Annotated in this window: 7 protein-coding genes and 1 pseudogene; 4 read left to right on the plus strand and 4 right to left on the minus strand. The window is 72.2% G+C overall.

Annotation, left to right across the window (positions count from 1 at the left end):
- Both SACSA_RS22960 and SACSA_RS0113850 read left to right on the plus strand, forming a co-directional pair.
- A partial coding sequence (locus SACSA_RS22960) for a TNT domain-containing protein (RefSeq protein ID WP_157596885.1) occupies positions 1-727 on the plus strand: 727 nt, incomplete at its 5' end.
- Positions 724-1,005: a hypothetical protein gene (locus SACSA_RS0113850; RefSeq protein WP_019816504.1), complete on the plus strand. Its 282-nt coding sequence runs from the start codon at positions 724-726 to the stop codon at positions 1,003-1,005. The genes SACSA_RS22960 and SACSA_RS0113850, both read left to right, overlap by 4 nt.
- Before the next feature lie 28 nt (positions 1,006-1,033).
- Here SACSA_RS0113850 and hisN read toward each other — a convergent pair whose 3' ends face one another.
- The gene (hisN, locus tag SACSA_RS0113855) at positions 1,034-1,822 is read right to left on the minus strand and encodes a histidinol-phosphatase (protein ID WP_019816505.1); all 789 of its coding nucleotides are present in this window, start codon (positions 1,820-1,822) and stop codon (positions 1,034-1,036) included.
- A gap of 9 nt (positions 1,823-1,831) precedes the next feature.
- Here hisN and SACSA_RS0113860 point away from each other — a divergent pair, with 9 nt between their 5' ends.
- Together SACSA_RS0113860 and SACSA_RS0113865 are read left to right on the plus strand one after the other, a co-directional pair.
- Positions 1,832-2,551, plus strand: coding sequence for a response regulator transcription factor (locus SACSA_RS0113860; protein ID WP_028661864.1), 720 nt, complete (start codon positions 1,832-1,834; stop codon positions 2,549-2,551).
- A 3-nt stretch (positions 2,552-2,554) separates the two neighbouring features.
- Positions 2,555-3,838, plus strand: a complete 1,284-nt coding sequence (locus SACSA_RS0113865; protein ID WP_019816507.1) for an ATP-binding protein — start codon at positions 2,555-2,557, stop codon at positions 3,836-3,838.
- Positions 3,839-4,709: 871 nt separating this feature from the next.
- Here the strand turns inward: SACSA_RS0113865 and SACSA_RS0113870 are convergent.
- The 3 genes and pseudogenes from SACSA_RS0113870 to SACSA_RS0113880 form a co-directional block, all read right to left on the minus strand.
- A complete protein-coding gene (locus SACSA_RS0113870; protein ID WP_019816508.1) occupies positions 4,710-5,621 on the minus strand; it encodes a DNA-processing protein DprA in 912 nt (303 codons plus the stop codon).
- 73 nt (positions 5,622-5,694) lie between these two features.
- Entirely contained in the window at positions 5,695-6,264 is a 570-nt protein-coding gene (locus tag SACSA_RS0113875) for a GtrA family protein (RefSeq protein ID WP_019816509.1), read from the minus strand.
- 9 nt (positions 6,265-6,273) lie between these two features.
- Positions 6,274-7,279 (minus strand): annotated as a pseudogene (locus SACSA_RS0113880) (hypothetical protein); the annotation flags it as partial.

Genomic DNA, 7,279 nt, shown 5'->3' on the forward strand with positions numbered 1-7,279 from the left:
GGGCGCCGCCGCCGTGGCGGTGGGCGCGCCGCCCCAGGACCGGCAGAGCCTGGTCGCGCTGTTCCTGGTGCATTTGTTCCCGATCGGGCACCTGCCGGTGGCCTCCGACCGGCCCGCCCGGCACCTGCCCGCGCCCGAATCCGATCCCGACGACGGTCCGACGGCCGTCGTGGGTTACCCGCCGCACGACCACCCGGCTTCCGACGAGATCGATTCCGGAGCCGCCCTCGTGGGTGTGCGGTCGGGAGTCCGGCAACCGGCGCCGCCCCCGGCCGAGGTCCTGCCCGCCCCGCCCGCCGAGCTGTTCGACGGCTACGACCCGCTCGGCGGGCTGCACGAACGCGAGTGGGACCGGCGCTACCTCGTCCGGGACGGCGACCCTCCCGAGTACGCATGGCCGCCGCCCGAGTACCCCGAGGGCGGCTGTGAGCCCGGCGAGCCCGACCTGCTGCCGGAAGGCACGCTGATCGACCGGTTCGGCACGCCGCACGGCCGCGTCTTCTCGGCCGACGGGACGCCGTTCGCCCGGCGGAGCCTGCCGCCGGAGTACCGGGAGGCCGGTTACCGCCGGTATCGCGTGCTGCGGGACGTGCCGGTGTGGCGGGCGGAGACGGCGGCGTGGTTCGGCCAGCCCGGGACGGGGACGCGGTACCGGGCGGTCTACTCGGCCGCCGAGCTCGTGGTGCTGGGATACCTGGCCGACATCACGTTCGAGGAGAGGGCATGAACAGCGAGTCCATCACCCGCTGGCTCGACGCCGTTGGCGTGCCGCACGAGGTCGTCTCCATCGGTGCCGAGGCCGACAACACGTGGTGCCTGCTGCGCTGCCCGGACGACGGCGAGGCCGACCCCGACGACGGGCCCGTGTGGGAGGTCTTCTGGCGCGAGCAGGGCACCCGCTACGACTGGGCACGGTTCAGCAACGAGCAGGTCGCCTGCCACTACCTGTTCGGCAGGCTGGCCTGGGCGCAGGTCGCGCGCGGCGCCGTGGGGGTGCTGCCGTAGGCGGACGCGGCGGCGCGGCCCGGGCGGATCAGCGGCGCAGCAGTTCCAGCGCCGCGTCGTGCAGCTGTGCGTTGGTGGACAGCGCCGAACCGCCCTCGATGCCCGGGTTGCCGCCCAGATCGGTGAACCGGCCCCCTGCCTGCTCGACCAGCACGCGCACCGGTGCCACGTCCCACGGGTTCACCACCGGCTCGACGGCGATGTCGAGCGCGCCCTCGGCCACCAGGCAGTGCTGCCAGAAGTCGCCGAACGCGCGGCTCTCCCACGTGGCGTCCACGAGGTCCAGGTAGGCCCCCCGGTCGTGGTGCACGACCCAGGAGCCGAGGTCGGTGGTCGAGACGGTGGCGTCGGACAGCGCGGCGACGCGGGAGACGGAGATCGGCCGCGCGCCCTCGGTGTCCCGCATCCACGCGCCCTCTCCGGCCGCGGCCCACCAGCGCCTGCCCAGCAGCGGCGCGCTGATCATCCCGGCGACGGGGGTGCCGTTCTCGACCAGCGCGAGCAGCGTCGCCCACACCGGGGTGCCGCGCAGGAAGTTCTTCGTCCCGTCGATGGGGTCGATCACCCACACGCGGCCGGGCGCGGCGACCGAGCCGCCCCGTTCCTCCCCGGCGATCGCGTCGTCCGGCCGGTGCCGGGCGAGCAGTTCGCGGACCGCGTCCTCGACGGCGGTGTCGGCGTCGGTCACCGGCGTCCGGTCGGGCTTGCTGTCGACGTCGAGATCGAGCGCGCGGAAGCGGGACGTGGTGATCGCGTCGGCGGCGTCGGCCAGGGTCCCGGTCAGATCGAGGTCGAAGGAGTATCGCGACACGGTCACGATGGTTTCATGGCCCCGCGCCGTAAGGTTGGCAAGGTGAGTGTGGTCCTCCTTGCCGAAGACGATCCGGCGATCGCCGAACCCCTCTCGCGGGCACTCCAGCGGGAGGGCTACGACGTCTCGGTCGTCGCCGACGGGCCGTCGACGCTGGAGCGGACGTCCCGGGGGCGAGTCGATCTGCTGGTGCTGGACCTGGGTCTGCCCGGACTGGACGGGCTGGAGGTGTGCCGCAGGCTCCGGGCTGGAGACGCGGACCTGCCCGTGCTCATGCTCACCGCCCGCACCGACGAGGTCGACTTCGTCGTCGGGCTCGACGCGGGCGCCGACGACTACGTGGCCAAGCCGTTCCGGCTGGCCGAGCTGCTGGCCCGCATCCGCGCGCTGCTGCGGCGGCGCGCTCCCGAGGTGTTGGAGTCCGGCGGGGTGCGGATGGACGTCGGGGCGCGCCAGGTCACCGTCGACGGGATCGAGGTCACCCTCGCGAACAAGGAGTTCGAGCTGCTGCGGGTGCTGCTGGCGCACGCGGGGCAGGTGGTGAGCCGGGAGGAGATCCTGTCCGAGGTGTGGACCGACCTCGATCCCGAGACGTCGCGGACGTCCAAGACGCTGGACATGCACATGTCGTGGCTGCGCCGCAAGCTGGCTCCGCAGGACGGGTCCGGGCGCAGGCACGGTGAGGACCGCATCGCCACCGTGCGTGGCGTCGGGTTCCGGTTCAACAGCGAGTGAGTCGTGCGGCGCCGTATCCTGCTGGCGATCCTGCTCGCCGTCGCGGTCACCGGGGCGGCGCTGGGCATCCCGCTCGGGGTGACGGGGTGGGTGCTCGTGGACAGCACCACACGGGAGGGCCTGGCGTCCAACGCGCAGCGCATCGCCGCCATCCTGGACGATCAGCTCGCCGACGGCCGCGACCTCGACCTCGACCAGGTCCGTGTGGCCGTCCCCAGGGACGGCAGTCTCACCGTGCGCAGGCCGGACTCGCCGCCGCTGCGGTACGGGGCCGACCTCGGCGACGACGTGGTGACCGAGACCGTGCCGATCGCGCAGAACGGCACCGTCGAGCTGCGCATTCCCGCGGGGCCGCTGCGGAGCAGACAGACACAGGTGGCCGTGGCCGTGCTGATGTTGGTCGTGCTGTCCGTGGGCACCGGGACGGTGGTGGCGACGGTGACAGCTCGCAAGCTCGCGCGGCCCCTCCGCCACGTCGCCGACCGGGCGGCCCGGCTCGGCGGAGGTGACTTCCGGCCCGACCCGCGCCGCTACGAGGTCGCCGAGCTGGACATGGTGGCCGACGCGCTGGACGCCTCCGCCACCGCGCTGGCGCAGCTCGTGCAACGGGAGCGCCAGCTCGTCGGAGACGTCTCCCACCAGTTGCGCAGCCGGTTGACGGCATTGCAACTGCGGCTGGAGACGCTCGCCGAACACCCGGACGCCGAGGTGACCGAGGCATCGGAAGCGGCGCAGGAGCAGGCCGACAGGCTGGCCGACGTCCTCGACGAGCTGCTGGCCGCGGCGCGGGCCGCCGCCGAGGTCGGCGCCGAGCCCATCGACCTGCATCAGCACCTCGGTGAGATCGCCGAGGAGTGGCGGCAGGTGCTGCGGCAGGACAATCGTCCGCTGCGCGTGCGGGTGACCGAAGGGCTGCTGGCCCGGGCCACGCCCGGCAGGTTGCGGGAGGTCGTCGGTGTCCTGCTGGACAACGCCGCGCATCATGGCGAGGGCGCGGTCATGCTCACCGCGCGGCGGGGCGACCAGGACGGCACCGTGGTGGTGCAGGTGCAGGACGCGGGTCCCGGCGTGCCGGACGAACTCGCCTCACACGTGTTCGAACGCGGCTTCTCCGGCAGCGGCTCCACCGGCGTCGGGCTCGCCCTCGCCCGCGCTCTGGCGGAGGCCGACGGCGGTCGCCTGGAACTGTCCACCAAGCGTCCCGCCACGTTCAGCCTGTTCCTGCGAGTGTCCACGCCGAGCGACGTCGCGGCCGTGAACTGGCCGGAGGAACGCGTGCCGCGCTAGCGGCCCGGCGCAGGCGGTGGAGAGGGGCCGTGCGGACCTCACGCGGGCGCCGCGCACGAGCGGCGAAGCAGGGGGCATCGTAACCCGTCATACGGTGAGACGAGGCTTTCGAAAAAGGTGGCGCAGTCGATTCCCCGGGTGTCCTCGCGTAGCCAGCGCGCCAGGCAGAGGATCGTCACGGCGGCGGCTCCCGCTCGCTTCAGCGCCAGCGCGGCGGACTGCACCGAGGCACCGGTAACCCACGTGTCCTCGAGCAAGAGCGTGTGCCGTCCCCGGACGACTTCGGGAGTGGCGACCCGGAACCGGTCCGGGCGAACGCACCGGTCGCCGGACGGAGCCCCCGCGGGTACGAGTTCGACTCGGCGGGTGGGCAAGGTGTGGTCACTGCCATCAAGCCCTGCCGAGGCACCCAGCCGCACAAGCGGATGTGTCCCCGTTCGCGCACGCCGGCTCGAGGGGACCACCGCCCACAGATGCCACGGCATCCCGGTCGCCGACTCAGCACACCGGTGGTGCCAGAGGAGAGCGAACAGCAGGATCGCTGTCAGGTCGGTCACGCATCCGGGCCCGGGCTGAGGCGCCTTGTACGACCACATGTGTTGTTCCGACTGATGTCGGCCGATACGAGCGCGACGCGTGTCGGAGTGCCGGTATGCATAGGTCAGCGGTGCCACCACATCAGCCAGTAGCGGTCCCCACCGTTCATGTGCCGACTGGCACCGGTAGCACCGGTCGTATCCATTGACTGGATGCGCACACACCACGCAGGTGCGGCCCGGCACCCATACGGTGTTGCGGAAGAAGCCACCGACACGCCCGCGTACGGCATCGCGCGCATGCCGCGCGTCCCCCGGGTTCCACCACGATGATGTCAGCGCGACACCGTGCCCAGCAGCCGGTGCAGCGCGCTCGTGGAGTCCTCCGACTGCGCGAGCACGTCGAGGACCTCGGTCAACCCCGTCACGACGTGTACTCCGGGCTGGTCAACCATGCCACGCGCCCACGCGGTCGCCCGGACGACGTGTTCGGTGAACAGGACCGGGCGGCCGTGCTCGACGGCATTGCGCGCCTGGATGCGGGTCCCACTGTGTTCCGACGCCTCGACGACGACAGTGGCGGTGACGTAGCCGGACATCACGGCGTTGCGCATGGGGAAGGTGTGCTTGCTCGGCGGCGCGTCGGGCCAGAACTGCGAGAGGATCATCCCGCTGGCCGCCACACGATCGAACAGATCGCGATTCTCCGGTGGGTAGCAACGGCGGATTCCGGTGCCGACCACCGCGACGGTGCGGGCGTCGGCCGCCAGCGCGGCGGAGTGCGCCGCGGAGTCGATACCGGCCGCCCCTCCGCTGACGATGGTGAACCCGCGCTCTCCCAGCCCCGCCGCGAGCCGGGACGCGATCGCGACGCCGTTCCTTGACGGTCGCCGCGAGCCCACGATGGCGACAGCACGCCGGTCGCCGTCGTCGGCCAGGGTTCCGCGCGTGAAGACGATCGGTGGCATGTGGAGCACGTCCCGCAGCTGCCGCGGATACGTCGCGTCGAGCAGCGTGTGGACGCCGAGTCCCTCGGCCTGCCACCCGTCGATCTGCTGAGCGGCCTTCTCGAAACGTGATCCCAGGCTGTCCGAGGGGGTGAACAAGTCGGGTGAGAAGAGACGGCGATACACCTGTACGGCGCTGCCCTCGTCACCGACATCATCGGCGATCTGCCGCCAGGTAACGCCGCTCGGCCGATCCTCGAGCAGCGCGACGAGCGCACCACGTTCGGTTCGGCTGGTCATGACCCACAGAGTATCCGCTGGGACCGACGGTGTCGCGAGGTGACGGGTCGACGCATGGGTTTCCGCCGTCGCGTCAGCGGCGGGGTGCGCCGACTCCGGTCACCGGGCCGGTGTCGGGTTCCGTCGCGGCTTCGGCGGGGTCGCCGCGCCGGTGCCTGCCGAGTTCGTCCGGGAACACCCAGCGCTTGAAGCCCCAGAAGCGGAAGGCCATCGCCAGCAGCATCCCGATCACCGAGCCGCTGGCGAAGTCGGCGGTCTCCTGGACGAACCGCGACACGTGCGGGACCTCCAGGTCGAGCACGTACCGGGACACGTACAGCGGGATCAGATTCACCACCACGGCCACGCCGCTGACGAGGAAGAACAGCGCCGCCTCGTGGTGGGTCTCGCGGCCACCCCGGGTGCGGAAGGACCACTCGCGGTTCAGCACGTACGACACGATCGTGGCGACGATGATGGCGATCGCCTTGGCCGTGGTGGGCTTCGACGCCAGGATCGTGAGCTTGAGCAGGTACCAGATGCCGTTGTCGACCAGGAACGTGGTGCCACCGACGATCGCGAACTTGAGCAGCTCGCGGTACTTGACCAGTACCGAGCGTAGCGGTTGGGGTACTCGGGCGAGTACGGTTTCGACCACGGCCACGCCCGCAGTCTACGCAGACGAGCGTCGGCGGCCCCGGCGTGGCGAGAAACCCCACCTCGATGACCTGTGCGATCGGGCGTCGAAGTCCACCGTCGGCCGCGTGGGCCGGTCGGCCGTCACCGACGGCGCGGACGACGTGGTGGGCCCGGAGGACGCCGTCTGCCCGGATGGCCTGGACCGGGGTGTGAACCCCGGCGGCACGGCGGATTCGGTGGTCCCGCCCGGCTCCGGGGACGTGGTCAGCCCCGGGGTGGGAGGGAGCTCCGGGAGCGTGGCGGTCCCGGACGGGTCGGCGGGCCCGAACGGGGGTGTCGGCAGGTCCGGCAGGAGGCCGCGTGGCCGGAGTGTCTCGGACGCCGCGTCGGTGCCCACCGTGCCCGTGACGGTCAGCGGCCGGTCGTCCGGATGCGGGAACAGCAGCAGCCACAGCCGGAGACTCTCGCCGGGTGCGAGGTCGTCCTCGCCCGCGCAACGCAATTCTCCGTGCTCGCCGGTGGGAAGAACGTTCGTGGGAATGACGTCGGCGGGCAGGACGTCCGTGGGCAGGACATCGGTGGGGACGGTGGAGCGTCCCGGCCGGTCGTCCGGGTGGGAGCGGTCGTCCGGGTGAGAGCCATCGTCTGGGTGGGAGGCGTCGTGCTCGCACTCGAGCTCGGTTCCGGGTTTCGGCACGGCGTGGGCGTGCCCGTCCACGTGCAGGCTCGCGGGCCGCGTCCGCTCGCCGTCGTTGCGGATCTCGACGGAGGCCAGCCGCTGTCCCGACGTCAGAGGCTCCACCGCGAGGTGGACGACGTCCGGGGGAGCGGCGACGGTGACGGGCACGGTTACCCTGACCGTGTCGCCGTCCCCGGCGTCGAGGACACCGGTGATCTCACCGGAGCGCGCCTCCGGACTCGCCCGCAGGCGGTAGCGCAGCAACGCCGACTCGCCGGGCGCGAGGCCGTCCGGGACGCGGCAGCTCACCGTCCCGGTGCCCCCGGGGCACCACACCGTCGTCGTCGGGGCGCCGCGGTGG

It is taken from the genome of Saccharomonospora saliphila YIM 90502, from assembly GCF_000383795.1.
GTDB classification, from domain to species: Bacteria; Actinomycetota; Actinomycetes; order Mycobacteriales; family Pseudonocardiaceae; genus Saccharomonospora; species Saccharomonospora saliphila.